Raw genomic sequence first — 15,970 nt, forward strand, 5'->3', positions numbered from 1 at the left:
TTATTGGGCCGGCTTGTAGATCTGGTCAAATACGCCGCCGTCGCCGAAGAATTTCGGCTGTGCATCCTTCCAGCCGCCGAAGTCGTCAATCGTGGCGAGCGTCAGCTTCGGGAAGCGGGCAATATCGGCCGGATCGGCTGCTTCCGGCTTGATCGGGCGGTAATAATGCTTTGCCGCGATCTTCTGGCCTTCATCCGAATAAAGGTAGTTCAGATAGGCTTCCGCGACCTTGCGTGTGCCCTTCTTGTCGACGTTGCCATCGACGATTGCGACTGGCGGATCGGCGCGGATCGAGAAGGCGGGAGTCACGATCTCGAACTGGTCAGGGCCGAGTTCCTCGAGCGAGAGATAGGCTTCGTTTTCCCAGGCGAGCAGGACATCGCCGAGGCCGCGCTGGACGAAGGTGGTCGTAGCGCCACGTGCGCCGCTGTCGAGAACCGGAACATGCTGCAGGAGCTTGGTCACATAATCTTGCGCCTTGGCTTCGTCACCTCCGTTCGCCTGCTTTGCCCATGCCCAGGCGGCAAGGAAGTTCCAGCGGGCGCCGCCCGAAGTCTTCGGGTTCGGCGTGATGACCTGCACGTCGTCCTTGATCAGATCGCTCCAATCCTTGATGCCCTTGGGGTTGCCCTTGCGCACGAGGAAGACGATCGTCGAAGTGTAGGGGGTCGAGTTGTTCGGGAACTTGGTCTTCCAGTCGGCCGGGATCTTGCCGGTCGCCTTGGCGATCGCGTTGATATCGCCTTCGAGAGCGAGGGTCACGACGTCGGCGTCAAGGCCGTCGATGACCGAGCGCGCCTGGGCGCCGGAGCCGCCGTGCGATGCCTGGATTGTCACGGTTTCACCGGTGTCCTTCTGCCACTTGGCGGCAAAGGCAACGTTGAAATCCTTATACAATTCGCGTGTCGGATCATAGGATACGTTCAGAAGCGTCTGGTCAGCGAATGCCGGGGCGACGCTGCCGATCGCAAAGCTGCCCGCCATGACCGCGGCCGCGACGAGCCGGGTGAGCCTTGAAGTCTGCATGGGAACCCTCCGTGGTTATGCGCTAAACTCTATCAACTAGGTCGTATAATGAAACGAAGATTGTTCCGGTTCCGGGGACCAACCTTAGAAAGCCATCCCATTTTCAGTGGGTGATTGCGAACGGGACATGCTGTCAGTTGGCCGCGGCCAATTAAGGCACCACGCCACAGTCGTGATTTTTCTGCCACAGTTCGACCTCGAAAGTGACATTGGTGTGGCGATTTTTGGCCCTCTTTTGCAGCACTGACGTTTTCGAGTGCCTACATGGACTTCCGGTCGTTGGGATTCGGCGACCGGACGGCAGGGGTGCCCTTGAAGCACTGCTTGCATCTTTCAAACCGTAAAAGGTCTTTCTGATGTCTATTAAAACTATCCTTCTTGGCTCTGTTGCCGCCCTTGCAGCGGTTTCCGGAGCACATGCAGCCGACGCTATCGTCGCCGCCGAGCCGGAGCCCGTAGAATATGTTCGCGTTTGCGACGCCTACGGGACCGGCTATTTCTACATCCCGGGCACGGAAACCTGCCTGAAGATCGAAGGCTACATCCGTTTCCAGCTTAACGCCGGCGAGAATGTCGGCGCCTCCACAACCAACCCGAACGACTCCGACTGGGATGCCGTTACCCGTGGTCAGGTCACCTTCCAGACCAAGAACGACACCGAGTATGGCACGCTCACCGGCGTTATCACGCTGCGTACCAACGCTGACAACGCCACCAACCAGACGACCACGCTCGACGAAGGCTACATTGATATCGCCGGCTTCCGCGTTGGTAAGCAGTACAGCTGGTGGGATGACGATCTGAGCGGCGAGACGGACACGCTCTCGAGCAATGACACGACCCACAACTCGATCCGTTATCAGTATGAGACCGATAATTTCGCGGCCGGTATCTCGGTTGACGAACTTGAATATGTCTACGACGAGAAGCCGAACGAAGGTCCGAACAACTTCGGCGTTGCAGCCCAGGTTTCCTTCAAGAGCGGCGCATTCAGCGGCTACCTGCTCGGTGGTTACGATAGCGACAACGAAGAAGGCGCTATTCGCGCGATCTTGTATGCCGACATCGGACCCGGCACGCTCGGCCTCGCTGGCATCTGGGCCAGCGGTGCTAACTACTATTACGAAGAGTCCGAATGGACGGTCGCTGCCGAGTACAAGGTGAAGCTCACCGACAAGTGGGCCGTTACCCCGGCCTTCCAGTACTTCGACAAGATCGAACTCGAAGATGATGGCAGCTTCAGCGGCGGCAGCGCTTACACGACTGGCGTCACCGTCGACTACCAGATCGCTGAAAATCTGCGCAGCAAGGTCAGCGTTCAGTATCACGACGAAGACGACGGCGACGACGAAACCTTCGGTTTCCTGCGTCTCCAGCGCGACTTCTAATAAAAAGGGGGTCGAAGCGGCCCCTTTGTTCCGATTTGCCTTCCCCCCGCTACGGCGGGGAGAAGGTCGAAAGTGATTTTTTGCTTACACGCGCGAATCCGCGATGAAATCCGAATAGAATTCATCGGTGTTTTTGGCCTTGCGCATGGCGGCCAAGACGCCTTCCGACTGAAGCCTGCGGGCGATAGCGGCAAGCACGTTCAGATATTCCCCGCGATTGTTTTCCCCGAAGAGCAGTACGAAGGCGATGTCCGTCGGGATATCGTCGATCGCATCGAAATCCAGCGGCTGTGCGAAACGGATCAAGAGACCCCGCGGGCTCGTCATGCCGTCGATCGCCGCATGCGGAACGGCAATGCCGTTGCCGATGCCGGTGGAGCCGAGCTTCTCCCGGGATTCGAGTGCTTTCAGCACGGTCTGGCCGTCAATGCCGAAGGCGTTACCGGCCTTTTCGGAGATCGCCTGCAGCGCGCGCCATTTGGTCGTCACCGACAGGCCGATGAAGGTGTGCTCCGGCCGGATGATATTGGAGAGGTTCATTTCATTCTCGATGCTGTTTTCGGCAGGTATCAGTCAGGCTCGCGGAGCCGATAGCCGACGCCGGTCTCCGTGGTGATATAGTGTGGCTGGTCGGGAATCTGCTCGACCTTTTGCCGCAGCTGGCGCACATAGACACGCAGATACTGTACGTCCGCCGCCGGCCCCCATACCTGCTTCAGAAGAAATTGATGTGTCAACACCTTGCCGGCATGCTGAGCGAGTACGCGCAGGATGTCGTATTCCTTGGGCGACAGCTTGATCTCCCTGCCGTCGACCTTGACGATGCGCTTGACGAGATCGATCGACAGCCCGCCCGTTTGAAAGATCGCTTTTTCGCCCTGCTGCTGCAGGCGGTGACGAAGTGCCACGCGGATACGGGCACCGAGTTCGTTGACGCCGAAGGGCTTCGTGACATAGTCGTCGGCACCGCTTTCCAGCGCCTTGACGATGCCAGCCTCGTCGGTACGGCTTGAGAGGATGACGACAGGCATGGTGAGCCCGTCCTCGCGCCATTCCTGCAAAAGGTCGTGACCCGGCATATCGGGAAGGCCGAGATCGAGCACGATGAGATCGGGCTGGTCGTCCTTGACGGACTGGCGGGCCGCCCCGGCATTTGGCGCCTCATGCACTTCATAGCCTTGCGCGGTGAGGCCGACGCGTAAAAGCTTGCGGATCGGGGGCTCGTCGTCAACGACGAGAATCTTGACGGCTGAACCGGTCATTTGAGTTCATCCAGTTTGGGAATGTCATTCGGTTTGGGAAGGCGGATGGTGAAAACGGCTCCGGACCGGTTCGTCCGGTTACCGGCGGTGATCGTCCCGCCCATCGCCTCGATGAAGCCGCGGCATATCGAGAGGCCGAGACCAGTGCCGGCGCGCACCTGATCACCCTTGCGCACGCGGTAGAAGGTGTCGAAGACACGTGTGAGGTCTGCAGGAGGAATGCCCGGACCTTCGTCGGAGACCTGTACCACGACATTATCGGCATCCGCCCAGCCCTCGATGCGGATGACCGAGCCTTCGGGTGCATATTTCGCGGCATTGTCGAGCAGGTTGAAGAGAACCTGCTCGAAGAGAACGGGATCGACACGCACCATCGGCAGGTCGGAGGGGATCGTCATCTCCGTCCTGTGATGGTCAAGGATCTTGGCGGCCCTGCGCAAGGCGCTACCGGCGATGTCGCCGGCATAGTGCAGTGCATAGTTCGGCTCCATGGCACCGGATTCGATCTTCGTCATGTCGAGCAGGTTGGCGATGAAGCGGTTGAGACGCTCGGATTCATCGACAACAGTCGACAGAAGATCCGTCCGGTCATCCGTCGACATGGAATCAAAATAATCGCGCAGTGTGCCTGACGCGCCGAGGATCGCCGCAAGTGGCGTCTTGAGATCGTGGGAGATCGAGGTCAGCAGAGCAGAGCGCAGGCGGTCTGCTTCGGCCGCAAGCTTGGCCCGGTCGACGTCGGCAACGAGTTGCACGCGTTCGATCGCAAGAGCTGCCTGGTCGGCAAGGGCATCGAGAAGCCGCTGCTGTTCCGGCGTCAGCAACGGTCCGTCGCGGCGGTCGCTGTCGAGCCCGATGACGCCGACGGCAGTGCGGCCAGTACGCAGCGGCACATATAAACGCTTGGCGCCGGGCAGAGTATCGGCGCCACGACCGGCGGCGTGATTATGCTCCCAGGCCCAGCGGGCAGCGGCAATATCGGCATCGTCGAGCGTATCATCAGGCGGATAGCCTGCCTTGACGGCGATGGAATTGTCCTCCGGCAACAGCAGAACGACGCGCACCTTGAGCATGGAAGCGATCTGGAAGGCGGTCGCCCAGAGAACATCGTCCAGAGTGCCGGTGCCGGCAAGTTTCTTGGAAAAGAGGTAGAGGTCCTCGGTCGTTCGCGCCCTTTGCCGGGCAGCTGCCGCCTGTCGCTGCACCGTCGCCGTCAGATTTGAGGCGATGATGGCGACACCCAGGAAGAAGAAAAGCGCCAGCACGCTTTCGGGATCGCTGATCGTCAGCGTGTAGCGTGGCGGCAGAAAGAAGAAGTTGAAGGAAAGTGCACTGACAATGCAGGTATAGAGCGCCGGTCTCAGCCCGTGGATGACCGCCGATGTCAGCACTGCCATCAGGAAGACGAGCGCCAGGTTGCGTACGTCAAGGACCTGATCGAGCACCACACCGGCGACAAGCGCAATGGCGACATAAACCGTCGAGAGCATATAGGCCCTGAAGTCCAGCGCAGGTGCGCTCGGCGCGGCCTTGACGCCGCGCTGCGAAGCCGAGTCTTTTTCGTTTCCGGAGATGACGTGGACGCTGATATCGCCTGCCCGCCGGATCAGCTCGTCGGGGGTAGAACGGCTCCACCACCATTCGCGCCAGGTCGGCTTTTTCGGGGCACCGATGACGATGTGGGTGACGTTGTTGGCAGTGGCGTGGCGCACCAACTCTTCCGTCACTTCGCGACCGGGAATGGTGATTGCTTCACCGCCGAGCTGTTCAGCAAGCCGCAAGGTGGCTGCGATCGTATCTCGCTGCGTTTCCGACAGATTGATGGAGCGGTTGGTCTCGATATAGACGGCAGCCCAGGGGCCACGCAGGCGCGAGGCCATGCGCGAGGCATAGCGGACGAGCGAGGCAGAGCGGGGATGCTCATCGATCGACACCAGCACGCGCTCGCCGGCGGCCCACGGGCCGGAAATCGCATGTGCCTGCATATGCGTCAGCAACTGGTCGTCGACACGCTGGGCGGTCTTGCGCAGGGCGAGTTCGCGCAGCGCCGTCAGGTTGCCGGGCGTGAAATAATTGGTCAGCGCCCGTTCGGCGGTCTTTGCCACATAGACCTTACCATCGTGAAGACGCTTGATGAGGTCGTCAGGTGTCAGGTCGATGATCTCGATATCATCAGCCACGTCGATCACAGAGTCCGGCACGGTTTCGCGCACGCGGATGCGAGTAATCTGTGAAACGACGTCGTTCAGGCTCTCTACATGCTGGATATTCAGTGTCGAATAGACATCGATGCCGCGGTCGAGCAGTTCCTTGACATCGAGATAACGCTTCGGGTGGCGGCTGCCCTCGGCATTGGTATGGGCGAGCTCGTCAACGAGAACGAGATCAGGCCTGCGGGCGAGAATGGCGTCGAGATCCATCTCTTCGAGCGACTGGCCGCGATAGGCGATCTTCACACGCGGAATGATCTCGAAACCGGCAAGCAGCGCCTCGGTCTCTTTGCGGCCATGAGTTTCGACCACGCCGATCACCACATCTAGGCCGTCGGCCATCTTGGCGCGACCGGAGACCAGCATTTCATAGGTCTTGCCGACGCCGGGTGCCGCGCCCAGGAAGATCTTCAGGCGCCCGCGCGACTCCGCCCGAGCCTTTTCGAGGAGCGCATCGGGCGAGGGCCTGCCGGCCTGGTCGCGATTGTCGTCTGGCATGCGGTTCGGTCTTTCTTCACGAGCAAGCCCCGGCCCGCCTGCAGCGCTCCGGGGCTCTCAACCTTTACTGAGTCATAGAAGCATCAAGGCTCTGGTTCAACGCCAGAACATTGACGGTCGGTTCGCCGAGCAGGCCGAGTTCGCGGCCGGTGACGGCGGCGTCGACCAGTGCCTTGACCTTGGCTTCGTCGACACCGCGCGCCTTGGCGACGCGCGGCACCTGGAAGTAGGCAGCATCCGGCGAAATATGCGGATCGAGGCCGCTGCCCGAAGCAGTGACGAGGTCGGCGGGAACCTCGGCATTCGGGTTGGTCGCCTTGGCAGCCTCATAGTCGCCTTTCACACGATCGATCAGCTTCTGGCTGGTCGGACCGAGGTTGGAGCCAGAGGAGGCGGCAGCATTATAACCGTCGCCCGCGGCGGACGGGCGGCCGTGGAAGTACTTGTCGCTGGTAAAGGCTTGGCCGATCAACGTGGAACCGATGACCTTTCCGTCCTTTTCAATAAGGCTGCCACTTGCCTGAAAGGGGAAGATGGCCTGGGCAGCACCCGTCATGGCAAGCGGGTAGAGAAGGCCGGTGATGGCTGTGGTGGCAACGATCATGACGATTGCCGGACGAATTTCTTTCAACATTGTCTAGACTCCTTAGGCGAGGCCGACGGCCGTGATGACGATGTCGATCGCCTTGATGCCGATGAAGGGGACGATGATGCCGCCGAGACCGTAGATCAGCAGGTTGCGGGAGAGCAGCGCGCCGGCGCCGATCGGACGATAGCGCACACCCTTCAGTGACAGCGGGATCAGCGCGATGATGATCAGCGCGTTGAAGATGATCGCCGACAGGATGGCGCTCTGCGGCGTGGCGAGGCCCATGACATTGAGCACGCCAAGCTGCGGGTAGAAGGTCAGGAACATCGCCGGGATGATGGCGAAGTACTTGGCGATGTCGTTGGCGATCGAGAAGGTCGTCAGCGCACCGCGTGTCATCAGCAGCTGCTTGCCGATTTCGACGATTTCGATGAGCTTGGTCGGGTCGCTGTCGAGATCGACCATGTTGCCGGCCTCGCGCGCAGCGACCGTGCCGGTGTTCATGGCCACACCCACGTCGGCCTGCGCCAGCGCCGGGGCGTCGTTCGTGCCGTCGCCGCACATGGCGACCAGCTTGCCCTTGGCCTGTTCCTCGCGGATCAACTGCAGCTTGTTCTCAGGCGTTGCCTGGGCAAGGAAGTCGTCCACGCCGGCTTCGGCTGCGATGGCTGCTGCCGTCATCGGGTTGTCGCCGGTGATCATGACGGTGCGGATACCCATACGACGCAGTTCGTTGAAGCGCTCGCGGATACCGCCCTTGACGATGTCCTTGAGCTGGATGACGCCGAGCAGCTTGCCGTCGCGGGCAACAGCGAGCGGCGTGCCGCCGGCCTTGGCGATCTCGTCCGATATCGATTGCAGTTCACGGACGATTTCGGCGCCGTTCTTCGAGGAGGCATCGCCATTGACATAGGTCAGCACCGCATCGACCGCACCTTTGCGGATCGCAGAACCTTCGAGGTCGACACCGCTCATGCGCGTCTGGGCGGTGAAGGGCACGAAAGTGGCCTTCAGGCCTGCCATGTCGCGGCCGCGGATCGCATATTTCTCCTTGGCGAGCACGACGATGGAGCGTCCCTCAGGCGTTTCATCGGCGAGCGAGGCAAGCTGGGCCGCATCGGCGAGGTCCTGTTCGGAGACGCCGCGGACCGGGCGAAAGCTGGTCGCCTGGCGGTTGCCGAGCGTGATCGTGCCGGTCTTGTCGAGCAGCAGCGTATCGACGTCACCGGCAGCTTCGACGGCGCGGCCGGACATGGCGAGCACGTTGAAGCGGACGAGGCGGTCCATGCCAGCAATACCGATTGCCGAAAGCAAAGCTCCGATTGTGGTCGGGATCAGCGTGACGAAGAGGGCAACAAGCACGATGATCGGGATCGAGCCGCCGGCATAGGCGGCAAAGCTCGGGATCGTCGCCGTGGCGAGAACGAAGATCAGCGTCATGCCGGCAAGGAGGATGTTAAGTGCGATTTCGTTCGGCGTCTTCTGGCGTTCGGCGCCTTCGACGAGCGAGATCATGCGGTCGAGGAAGGTCGAACCGGCAGCGGCGGTGATGCGCACGCGGATCCAGTCCGAGAGAACCTGGGTACCGCCCGTTACGGCCGAGCGGTCGCCGCCGGATTCACGGATGACAGGGGCGGATTCGCCCGTGATCGCCGCTTCATTGACGGAGGCAACACCTTCAACGACTTCGCCGTCGGAGGGGATGATATCGCCGGCTTCGACGAGAACGAGATCGCCGACCTTCAGGCTGGTGCCGGGTACCATGCGGTAGCCGGTGCCGTTGTTGGCGGTCAGAAGCTTGGCCTGAGTTTCGGTGCGCGCCTTGCGCAGCGAATCTGCCTGCGCCTTGCCGCGGCCTTCGGCGACGGCTTCGGCGAAGTTGGCAAAGAGCACCGTGAACCAGAGCCAGAGGTTGATCTGGAAGGAGAAGGCGAGATTGCCGTTGCCTGAAACGAGGTCGCGCAGGAACAGGACGGTGGTGAGCGCCGAGACCGTGGCCACGACGAACATGACCGGGTTCTTGGCGAGGGTGCGCGGGTTGAGCTTGGTGAAAGCAGCACCCACGGCCGGAATGAGGATGCGAGAATCCAGGATGCTCGCGGATTTTGCCTGGCTCATAAGAGACTCCAGCTTTGAAACGAGGATGGCGAACCGGATTGCCGGTCAGCCCTGTAAAATTCTGATTGCGCAGACGACGACGAGCAGGCCTGCCATCATCACCAGGATGATGTCGGAGGCGCGCGGCATCCGCTGGGCTCCACGCCCCGGCAGACCGGGACGTGGATGAAAGGCTTTTCGGAGCCTGTGACGGATGATCATGACACCACCTCAGAAGGTCTGGCCGGCGATCGTGACCAAGTGCTCGACGACGGGGCCGAGGGCCAGTGCCGGGAAGAAGGTGAGACCACCGACGATGAGGATCGTGCCGATGAGCAGGCCGACGAAGAGCGGGCCATCCGTCGGGAATGTGCCTGCCGAGGCCGGAACCGTCTTCTTCGTGACCAGAGAGCCGGCAATCGCAAGAGCCGGAATGATGACGAGGAAGCGGCCCATCAGCATGCCGATGCCGAGCGTGATGTTGTACCAGGGCGTATTGCCGGTCAGGCCGCCGAAAGCCGAGCCGTTGTTGGCCGCAGCCGACGTATAGGCATAGAGGATTTCGGAGAAACCGTGCGGACCGGCCGTGCCGATCGAGGCGACTGCCGAGGGCAGCACGCTGGCGATCGCGGTGAAGACCAGCATGGCGAGCGGCAGGCAGAGAATGGCGAGAACGGCCATCTTCATTTCCTTCGCCTCGATCTTCTTGCCGAGATATTCTGGCGTGCGGCCGACCATGAGGCCGGCTACGAAGACGGCGACGATGATGAAGAGCAGGATGCCGTAGAAGCCCGCACCGACACCGCCGACGATGACTTCGCCGAGCTGCATGTTGATGAGCGGGATCAGGCCGCCAAGCGCCGTGAACGAGCCGTGCATGGCGTTGACCGCGCCGCAGGAAGCAGCCGTGGTGATGACTGCAAACAGAGAGGACAGGGCGACACCGAAGCGGACTTCCTTGCCTTCCATGTTGCCGCCCTGCAGGCCGAAGGCGTGCATCAGCGGGTTGCCGGCAGCTTCGGCCCAGTAGGTGATGCCGACGCCGACGATGAAAAGAATGCCCATTGTTGCGAGGATCGCCCAGCCCTGGCGCTGGTTGCCGACCATGCGCCCGAAGACGTTGGTCAGTGCTGCGCCGATCGCAAAGATCGAAACCATTTGAATGAGGTTTGAGATCGCGTCCGGGTTTTCGAAGGGATGGGCCGAGTTGGTATTGAAGAAACCGCCGCCATTGGTGCCGAGCATCTTGATGGCAAGCTGCGAGGCAACAGGACCGACCGCGATCGTCTGCTTGGCGCCTTCGAGTGTCGTGGCATCGACATAGGGGCCGAGCGTCTGCGGCACGCCGAGCCAGACATAGGCGAGCGTCAGCACGATGCAGATCGGCAGCAGGATGTAGAGCGTGGCGCGGATCATATCGACCCAGAAATTGCCGATCGCCTTGCCCGATGCGCGCGCGAAGGCGCGGATGAAGGCAACGGCGATTGCCATACCGGTCGCGGCCGACACGAAGTTCTGAACCGTCAGGCCCATCATCTGCGTCAGGTAGGACATGGTGCTTTCGCCACCATAGTTCTGCCAGTTGGTGTTGGAGACGAAACTGGTGGCGGTATTGAAGGAGAGTTCCGGCCCGACTGCGGCCATGCCGGCTGGGTTATAGGGCAGCACGTCCTGGAACCGCATCAAGAGGTAGAGAACGATGACGCCGAGTAGATTGAACATCAGCATGGCGAAGGCATAGGAGGTCCAGTGCTGGTCTTCGCGCTCGCTGGTGCCGGCAACGGCGTAAAGCCCCCGTTCGATCGGAACGAGGACCGGTGAAAGAAATGTGCGCTCGCCGCTGAAGACACGCGTCATGTAACTGCCGAGCGGTTTGACGAGCACGAGGACGATCCCGCAGTAAAGCAGGATCTGAAGCCATCCGTTGAGGGTCATGGGAGGAAACTTTCAGTATCCGGCTGCTTCTGGATGAGAAGCGCCGGCTCTTTCAGAAACGTTCTGGGCGGATGAGAGCGTAGGTGAGGTAGACGGTGAGAAACACGGTCACGGCACCGCTCAAGATGTAATCGAGGGTCATCGGTTCTCTCCAATCAAAGCCTGTCACAGGCGCGCGTATAGGCAAAGCAAAGTCCGAAGAATACGATTGCAGTGCCGAGTAGAATTATATCCATCATCGATCTTGACTCCGGTTTGTTATTCTTGGAGTCAGACAAGACAAAGGGCGCCGGTTCGGTGGAAGCGGCACCTTTTATGCTTTCTGGCGTGGAGATGATCTTGCGATCTCTCGGACATTAATATGCGGCCGAAGCGCATAAAGGTTCGAGATTGCATCGGGGGCATCAATATAAAAATCTTATAAATGCCTTTATGCGGTCAAAGGCGCGACTAGGGCGCCCTCATGGACAAAAAACGCCGTACCCGAACGGCACGGCGCAATTTCGAACAGCTTGATATCGGAAGGTTCAGGGGTCGACCCGGAATTGGTATTGGCCCTCAGCGCTGTGGCCGTCCATCGAGAGTACACGCCAGTTGAGCGTATAGATGCCGGGCGCCATGGCTGGATCGAGCGGAACCTTGAAGACGGAGCCTTCCGGTCCCGAAAGAAACGGCTTGCCGGTCGGTAATGTCAGGCCCTGGGCATCGAGAAGGGTGGCGGTCGAGCGGGCGAGATCGACAGGGCCGGTGAAGGTGAGCTCCAGATTGGCCGGCACCAGCTTTTCTTCCTGCTGCGGTGGCGGAAGGGATGCTTCCTCGATCGCCGCGGACGCCTCGTTTGCGGCAAAGAGAAGAGATGCGAACAGGCAGAATGACACAATCGATTTCATGACGGTCTTCCTTACATTGCCGATCCGCATGGTGTCGGGAGCGTCATACCCCTGCCACGCCATGCCGGCGCATGCTTAATAACGCTGTGGAGGGCGATTTCGATCCCGAGCCCGTGCAATAACCCGCACCGGCTGAAGCAGCGGCTGCGGCTGGCGATCTTGCTGGAGCACCGCAACAGTTTCATCCAACAGGTTGAGCCAGAAGTCGCGGAGCTGTCTTGTGATCCGCGTGTTGGAAGGCGGGGTTCTGCCGACGTTATCGTTGTCGTGCTTCATCGTTTTTCTCCTTCCCACGTTGTCGTGGTCGTTGAGGACAAATGTAGTCCTCGCCGGGCTTTTCCGGAATCATACGGACGTCTAGGGCCGGCTTATCTTTCGGGTGATAATCACCCGAGCATTTCGCCACATAGTGAGCAAAAGCCTGCCGGATGCGATTGAACTGCTGGGCCTTGCGGTCTTATAGTCGCCGCAACGGCACCCCATGAATCGCGGGAGCCATAGGGAAGGAAACCGATCATGACCAAAGTCCGCGCGCTGGTACTCGAGCGCCAGCATGAGCTTGCGCTTCGCGATATCGATCTGCCTCTGGAGACCGGCCCCGGGCAGGTGAAGATCAAGATCCATACCGTCGGTGTCTGCGGCTCCGATGTGCACTATTATACGCACGGCAAGATCGGCCCCTTCATCGTCAACGAGCCGATGGTGCTCGGCCATGAGGCGGCAGGCACTGTGATTGAGGTCGGCGCCGGTGTTACGCATCTGAAGGTCGGCGATCGCGTCTGCATGGAACCCGGCATTCCCGATCCCAATTCCAAGGCAAGCCGGCTTGGCATGTACAATGTCGATCCGGCCGTTGCCTTCTGGGCGACGCCGCCGATCCATGGCGTGCTGACGCCTGAGGTCGTGCATCCGGCCAATTATACATTCAAGCTGCCCGACAATGTCAGCTTCGCCGAAGGCGCGATGGTCGAGCCTTTCGCGGTCGGCATGCAGGCAGCCACCAAGGCGAAGATTGCGCCCGGCGACACAGCGGTCGTCCTCGGCGCCGGCCCGATCGGCACCATGGTTGCGATTGCCGCCCTTGCCGGCGGCTGTGCCCGCGCGATTGTTGCCGATCTCGCCCAGCCGAAGCTCGATATTGCGGCGCGGTACCAGGGTGTCATTCCGGTCAATATCCGCGAAAAGAACCTCGCCGAGGAAGTCAGCCGGCTGACCGATGGCTGGGGTGCGGATGTGGTCTTCGAATGCTCGGGCTCGTCGAAAGCCTGGGAGACGATCATGGACCTGCCGCGTCCAGGTGGTGTCATCGTCGCCGTTGGCCTGCCGGTCAACCCTGTTGGTTTCGACGTCTCGACGGCTTCGACCAAGGAAATCCGCATCGAGACGGTGTTCCGCTACGCCCATCAGTATGAGCGTTCGATCGCCCTTCTCGGGTCGGGCCGTGTCGATCTGAAGCCGCTGATATCAGAGACCTTCACGTTCGAGGATTCGATCAAGGCTTTCGATCGTGCGGTCGAGGCGCGTCCAACGGACGTCAAACTGCAGATCGTCATGTAGGGCACCCTTATGGGTGCCTTATGCCGGGTTTCATTCGGTGAAGCAGCAGCGCCGCGCCAGCAATGATGGCCGCTGCGGCGAACGCAATCAGCAGATGGTTGTGTAGCGGAAGGCGTCCGAGCATCTGTTCTATTCCATGCCCGAAGGCATAGCCGAGTGCGGTAAAAAGCTGGCCCCATACCAGCGCCGCTACCAGGTTGATGACCAGGAATTTCTGCGTTGATATACGCGTCGTACCGATGACGATGGGGCTGATCGTTCGCAATCCCACCAGAAAGCGGAATACAAAGATGAAACCCGTCGGGTATTTTTCGAGAAGCTGCGTAACCCGCGCAAGCGCCGGCGTCTCCATCAGGCGGCGAACGAAGCTCCATTGGGCGGCATAGCGGCCGGCAAAGAACCACATCTGATCTCCGGCGAATGATCCCGCCGAGGCCGCCAGAGACGCGGCCCAATAGGTCAGGAGACCGCGATGGGCAATGACGCCGCCGAGAAAGGCGGCGGTTTCACCCTCAAAGGCGGTGCCGAGAAAGATCGCCGGGAGGCCGTAATTTTCGATCAGCAATTCGATATTCAATGGCCGGTCTCCGGCTGATTGCGGTCTTCTGGGATCAGCTCGCCTTCAAATCACCCAGCAGCGTCGGGATCAACTCCGAAACGGTCGGGTGTATCGGCACGGACCATTGCAGCACCGGATAGGTCGTGCCGGCATTCATGGCATCGATGAGGCCGTGGATCACCTCGTCGCCCTCGATGCCGAGGATAGCCGCGCCCAGGATTTCCTTGGTCTCGGCATCGGCGACCACCTTCATGAAGCCCTTGGTTTCGCCGCGCTCGTTGGCACGGCCGACCCGGCTCATCGGGCGCGTCGAGACCATGATCTTGCGGCCGGAGGCGCGTGCCTGCTTTTCCGTCATGCCGACGCGGCCGAGCGGCGGATCGATATAGAGGGCGTAGGCGAGAATGCGGCTCGACACTTTGCGGTCGCCACCGTCGAGCAGATTGGCGGCGGCGATCTCGAAGTCATTGTAGGACGTATGGGTGAAGGCGCCGTGGCCGTTGCAGTCCCCGAGCGCCCATATGCCCTCGACATTGGTGGCCAGCCGGTCGTCGACGGTGATGAAGCCGCGCTTGTCGGTGGCCACGCCCGCGGCATCGAGACCGAGATCGTCGGTATTCGGCGTCCGGCCGGTGGCGACAAGCACGTGGCTTGCCTCGAAAGTTTCGGAGTCGACTGTGACGGTCGCACCATCGGCGCTCTTGGCGAAGCGGATGTCCTTGATGTCGGTGTGGATCGTTATGCCTTCGGATCTCAGGATATCGGCGATCGCATCGGAAATGTCCTCGTCCTCTCGGGAGGCGAGTTTCAGGCCCCGCTCGATCACCGTCACTTCCGCGCCGAAACGCCGGTACATCTGTGCGAATTCCAGGCCGATATAGCTGCCGCCGATAATGGCGAGATGCTTCGGCAGGCTGTCGAGATGGATGATGCCGGTGCTGGTCAGGTAATCGACATCGGCAAGGCCCGGCATGTCGGGGATGACAGGGCGGGCGCCGACATTGAGGAAGATCTTCGGTGCCGTCAGCTTCTCGCCGTTGACGACGACCTCCTTCGGGCCTGTGAAGCGGGCATGACCGTGGATAACGGTCATGGTTTTCATACCGCCGAACCAGTCGCTCAAACCGTTGCGGGCATTCATGATGATCGTTTCTGCGCGATTGCGCACGGTCTTCATGTCGATGCCGATTTCACCCGGTATCTGCACACCGTAATCGGCGCCGCGCCGCGCCACATAGGCGGCGCGCGCACTTGCGACCAGCGTCTTTGTTGGCATGCAGCCTGCGTTGACGCAGGTGCCGCCGAGGAACTTGCGTTCGATCAGCGCCACCTTCATGCCCGCTTCCGCCATGCGGGCGGCGAGGAATGGGCCGGCCTGGCCGGCGCCGATGAAGATTGCGTCGAAGCTCTTCATCAGACTGCCCACGCGATGATAAAGGCGCCGATGACGGCGACCGCATCTTCGATCAGGGCCGCCGGGCGATCCTGGCCGAAGGAGGCTGCGAGCTTGCCGCGGGCGGCTGCACCGCCGAGCGTGCCGATGACCGCGCCGATGACGCCGGCGATCAGGCCGCCGAAGAGCAGGCTGCTCGCGGCACCGATGACGGCACCGCACAGCGCGCCGACGATGATGCGGGTGGCGAACTGGATCGGCACCTTGCGCGAGGGGGTGGAGGGCAACTGGTCCGTGATGAGTTCAATGACGGCAAGCGCCGTGAAGATCCACGGCGTCCACTGGTAGCCCATGAAGGCGAGCGGTGTTTGAGAGATGTCGAACCAGCCGAGCGCGGCGCCCCAGGCGATGGCGGCAGGTGCGGTCATGGCGCGAAGACCGGCAACGACGCCGATCAGAAGTGCGAGCAGCAGAAACATATGCAAATCCCCCTTGCACCGCCGGCCTCTCTGCCGCGGCAGGGGGAGGTTTGCACATTGTCATCCAGGTTGCAATTCGCCTTGCAC

The 15,970-nt window shown here is 61.0% G+C and carries 16 protein-coding genes; 2 read left to right on the top strand and 14 right to left on the bottom strand.

Translation table 11 applies throughout. The features are described from left to right. A complete protein-coding gene (locus tag H4W29_RS31785) occupies window positions 1-1,026 on the bottom strand; it encodes a sulfate ABC transporter substrate-binding protein (RefSeq protein WP_192732715.1) in 1,026 nt (341 codons plus the stop codon). A gap of 356 nt (window positions 1,027-1,382) precedes the next feature. Here H4W29_RS31785 and H4W29_RS31790 point away from each other — a divergent pair, with 356 nt between their 5' ends. Next, window positions 1,383-2,414 (top strand): porin, encoded by a 1,032-nt coding sequence (locus H4W29_RS31790; RefSeq protein WP_192732716.1) that lies wholly within the window; start codon window positions 1,383-1,385, stop codon window positions 2,412-2,414. 84 nt (window positions 2,415-2,498) lie between these two features. On the opposite strand, the gene H4W29_RS31795 is transcribed toward H4W29_RS31790, so the two are convergent. The 10 genes from H4W29_RS31795 to H4W29_RS31840 form a co-directional block, all read right to left on the bottom strand. Next, the gene (locus tag H4W29_RS31795; RefSeq protein ID WP_192732717.1) at window positions 2,499-2,954 is read right to left on the bottom strand and encodes a PTS sugar transporter subunit IIA; all 456 of its coding nucleotides are present in this window, start codon (window positions 2,952-2,954) and stop codon (window positions 2,499-2,501) included. Between the two features lie 29 nt (window positions 2,955-2,983). Further along, complete coding sequence (locus H4W29_RS31800) at window positions 2,984-3,676, bottom strand: response regulator transcription factor (protein WP_007820889.1); 693 nt, start codon at window positions 3,674-3,676, stop codon at window positions 2,984-2,986. Then, window positions 3,673-6,384, bottom strand: coding sequence for a DUF4118 domain-containing protein (locus H4W29_RS31805; protein WP_192732718.1), 2,712 nt, complete (start codon window positions 6,382-6,384; stop codon window positions 3,673-3,675). Before H4W29_RS31805 ends, H4W29_RS31800 begins: the two co-directional genes overlap by 4 nt. A gap of 64 nt (window positions 6,385-6,448) precedes the next feature. Further along, window positions 6,449-7,018, bottom strand: coding sequence for a potassium-transporting ATPase subunit KdpC (kdpC, locus tag H4W29_RS31810; protein ID WP_192732719.1), 570 nt, complete (start codon window positions 7,016-7,018; stop codon window positions 6,449-6,451). 12 nt (window positions 7,019-7,030) lie between these two features. Next, window positions 7,031-9,091: a potassium-transporting ATPase subunit KdpB gene (gene kdpB, locus H4W29_RS31815; protein WP_192732720.1), complete on the bottom strand. Its 2,061-nt coding sequence runs from the start codon at window positions 9,089-9,091 to the stop codon at window positions 7,031-7,033. Between the two features lie 45 nt (window positions 9,092-9,136). Next, a complete protein-coding gene (locus H4W29_RS31820; RefSeq protein ID WP_192732721.1) occupies window positions 9,137-9,292 on the bottom strand; it encodes a hypothetical protein in 156 nt (51 codons plus the stop codon). A 9-nt stretch (window positions 9,293-9,301) separates the two neighbouring features. Beyond that, complete coding sequence (gene kdpA, locus H4W29_RS31825) at window positions 9,302-11,005, bottom strand: potassium-transporting ATPase subunit KdpA (RefSeq protein ID WP_192732722.1); 1,704 nt, start codon at window positions 11,003-11,005, stop codon at window positions 9,302-9,304. 52 nt (window positions 11,006-11,057) lie between these two features. Next, complete coding sequence (locus H4W29_RS31830; protein WP_016556800.1) at window positions 11,058-11,147, bottom strand: K(+)-transporting ATPase subunit F; 90 nt, start codon at window positions 11,145-11,147, stop codon at window positions 11,058-11,060. Between the two features lie 385 nt (window positions 11,148-11,532). Next, window positions 11,533-11,895 (bottom strand): copper resistance CopC family protein, encoded by a 363-nt coding sequence (locus tag H4W29_RS31835; protein WP_192732723.1) that lies wholly within the window; start codon window positions 11,893-11,895, stop codon window positions 11,533-11,535. A 75-nt stretch (window positions 11,896-11,970) separates the two neighbouring features. Continuing rightward, window positions 11,971-12,171 carry a hypothetical protein gene (locus tag H4W29_RS31840; protein WP_192732724.1) on the bottom strand — a complete coding sequence of 67 codons (201 nt, stop codon included), beginning with the start codon at window positions 12,169-12,171 and terminating at the stop codon, window positions 11,971-11,973. Window positions 12,172-12,411: 240 nt separating this feature from the next. Here H4W29_RS31840 and H4W29_RS31845 point away from each other — a divergent pair, with 240 nt between their 5' ends. Continuing rightward, window positions 12,412-13,452 carry an NAD(P)-dependent alcohol dehydrogenase gene (locus H4W29_RS31845; RefSeq protein WP_192732725.1) on the top strand — a complete coding sequence of 347 codons (1,041 nt, stop codon included), beginning with the start codon at window positions 12,412-12,414 and terminating at the stop codon, window positions 13,450-13,452. Window positions 13,453-13,459: 7 nt separating this feature from the next. On the opposite strand, the gene H4W29_RS31850 is transcribed toward H4W29_RS31845, so the two are convergent. Genes H4W29_RS31850 through H4W29_RS31860 form a run of 3 tightly spaced genes read right to left on the bottom strand, consistent with a single transcriptional unit; the run spans window position 13,460 to window position 15,883 of the window. Then, a complete protein-coding gene (locus tag H4W29_RS31850) occupies window positions 13,460-14,029 on the bottom strand; it encodes a DedA family protein (RefSeq protein WP_192732726.1) in 570 nt (189 codons plus the stop codon). A gap of 34 nt (window positions 14,030-14,063) precedes the next feature. Continuing rightward, window positions 14,064-15,425: an FAD-containing oxidoreductase gene (locus H4W29_RS31855; RefSeq protein WP_192732727.1), complete on the bottom strand. Its 1,362-nt coding sequence runs from the start codon at window positions 15,423-15,425 to the stop codon at window positions 14,064-14,066. Next, window positions 15,425-15,883, bottom strand: a complete 459-nt coding sequence (locus H4W29_RS31860) for a DUF4126 family protein (protein WP_192732728.1) — start codon at window positions 15,881-15,883, stop codon at window positions 15,425-15,427. The genes H4W29_RS31855 and H4W29_RS31860 overlap by 1 nt, the downstream gene beginning before the upstream one ends. Window positions 15,884-15,970 lie beyond the last annotated feature (87 nt).

Origin of the sequence: Rhizobium viscosum, from assembly GCF_014873945.1 — a bacterium.
GTDB classification, from domain to species: Bacteria; Pseudomonadota; Alphaproteobacteria; order Rhizobiales; family Rhizobiaceae; genus Rhizobium; species Rhizobium viscosum.

Excerpts from the sequence above, each read along its gene's own strand:
- H4W29_RS31795 (WP_192732717.1), bottom strand. The coding sequence starts at position 2,954 with ATGAACCTCTCCAATATCATCCGGCCGGAGCACACCTTCATCGGCCTG.
- H4W29_RS31830 (WP_016556800.1), bottom strand. The coding sequence starts at position 11,147 with ATGACCCTCGATTACATCTTGAGCGGTGCCGTGACCGTGTTTCTCACC.
- H4W29_RS31855 (WP_192732727.1), bottom strand. The coding sequence starts at position 15,425 with ATGAAGAGCTTCGACGCAATCTTCATCGGCGCCGGCCAGGCCGGCCCA.
- H4W29_RS31835 (WP_192732723.1), bottom strand. The coding sequence starts at position 11,895 with ATGAAATCGATTGTGTCATTCTGCCTGTTCGCATCTCTTCTCTTTGCC.
- H4W29_RS31805 (WP_192732718.1), bottom strand. The coding sequence starts at position 6,384 with ATGCCAGACGACAATCGCGACCAGGCCGGCAGGCCCTCGCCCGATGCG.
- kdpC (WP_192732719.1), bottom strand. The coding sequence starts at position 7,018 with ATGTTGAAAGAAATTCGTCCGGCAATCGTCATGATCGTTGCCACCACA.
- H4W29_RS31790 (WP_192732716.1), top strand. The coding sequence starts at position 1,383 with ATGTCTATTAAAACTATCCTTCTTGGCTCTGTTGCCGCCCTTGCAGCG.
- kdpA (WP_192732722.1), bottom strand. The coding sequence starts at position 11,005 with ATGACCCTCAACGGATGGCTTCAGATCCTGCTTTACTGCGGGATCGTC.
- kdpB (WP_192732720.1), bottom strand. The coding sequence starts at position 9,091 with ATGAGCCAGGCAAAATCCGCGAGCATCCTGGATTCTCGCATCCTCATT.
- H4W29_RS31840 (WP_192732724.1), bottom strand. The coding sequence starts at position 12,171 with ATGAAGCACGACAACGATAACGTCGGCAGAACCCCGCCTTCCAACACG.
- H4W29_RS31820 (WP_192732721.1), bottom strand. The coding sequence starts at position 9,292 with ATGATCATCCGTCACAGGCTCCGAAAAGCCTTTCATCCACGTCCCGGT.
- H4W29_RS31845 (WP_192732725.1), top strand. The coding sequence starts at position 12,412 with ATGACCAAAGTCCGCGCGCTGGTACTCGAGCGCCAGCATGAGCTTGCG.
- H4W29_RS31785 (WP_192732715.1), bottom strand. The coding sequence starts at position 1,026 with ATGCAGACTTCAAGGCTCACCCGGCTCGTCGCGGCCGCGGTCATGGCG.
- H4W29_RS31860 (WP_192732728.1), bottom strand. The coding sequence starts at position 15,883 with ATGTTTCTGCTGCTCGCACTTCTGATCGGCGTCGTTGCCGGTCTTCGC.
- H4W29_RS31800 (WP_007820889.1), bottom strand. The coding sequence starts at position 3,676 with ATGACCGGTTCAGCCGTCAAGATTCTCGTCGTTGACGACGAGCCCCCG.